At 69.0% G+C, this 773-nt stretch carries 1 protein-coding gene; it reads right to left on the bottom strand.

From position 1 onward, the window contains the following. Positions 1-666, bottom strand: a 666-nt coding sequence (locus R0J92_RS21510; RefSeq protein ID WP_411053130.1) for a hypothetical protein, incomplete at its 3' end; no start/stop codon positions are given. Positions 667-773: the final 107 nt, after the last annotated feature.

Below are 773 nucleotides of genomic sequence, written 5' to 3'. Positions count from 1 at the left end.
CTTGTCGGAGAGGGACTTGGCCTGATCGCCGAAGATGCTATGAACCGGATCGTCCTCGGTCGGCTGCTGTCGCTGCTGGCGATGCTGAGGCCCCCGCTGCTCCCGACCGCCGGGAGGTTGATTCTGCGGGGCGTCCTGCCCGTTCGGCGGCTGCGCACCGGCCTGCTGGCCGAACTGCGCATACCGGGCGGACAGGTCGGAGTACGAGCTGTGCAGCCGCTCGAAGGTACGCTCGGCGACCTCGGGCTTTGCGGCCACGAGTTCGTCGATTTCGTCGTCCTTCCAGCCTGCACGCTTCGCCGCGTGCCGCAACACGGGGTCGAGGGTAGGCTCACCGCCATCCTCGCCCGGCTTGCCGCGTCCGCTGGCACCCTCGGTCGCCTCGCCGGTTTCCTCGCCTCCGGCTTCATCCTCACGGTCCTGCGCTGGCTCGCGGTCACGCAGCGACGGGTCCACGTCGTCCTCGCCGGCCCGCTCCAGAGAAGCGGTCGATTCGGGTTCGTCGTGATCCTCGGCGTTGCGTCGCGCGGGGGTAGGCGTGTCGCCATCCCCGCCGAACACGCGCTCAAACGCACCGTTGACCCCCTGCTCGTTTTCGAGCTGAGGCCCGCCTTCCGTGAGGGTAGAAGTGGCGGAAGACTCGGCTGATCCGGCGTCCTTGGGCATGACTCCAGAATGGCACGCCGCCGGGGCTGTGTCAAGGGGTTGCAACAGCGCATGAAAAGCCCCGCCGGTGCGTGTCCGGCGGGGCGGCTGCTCCCCAGCGAAGGAGC

This window comes from Tritonibacter sp. SIMBA_163 (assembly GCF_046535935.1).
In the GTDB taxonomy this organism is placed as follows: Bacteria; Pseudomonadota; Alphaproteobacteria; order Rhodobacterales; family Rhodobacteraceae; genus Epibacterium; species Epibacterium scottomollicae.
The sequence above is the reverse complement of the archived record's forward strand: the minus strand, read 5'-3'. Positions and strand labels throughout refer to the sequence as shown.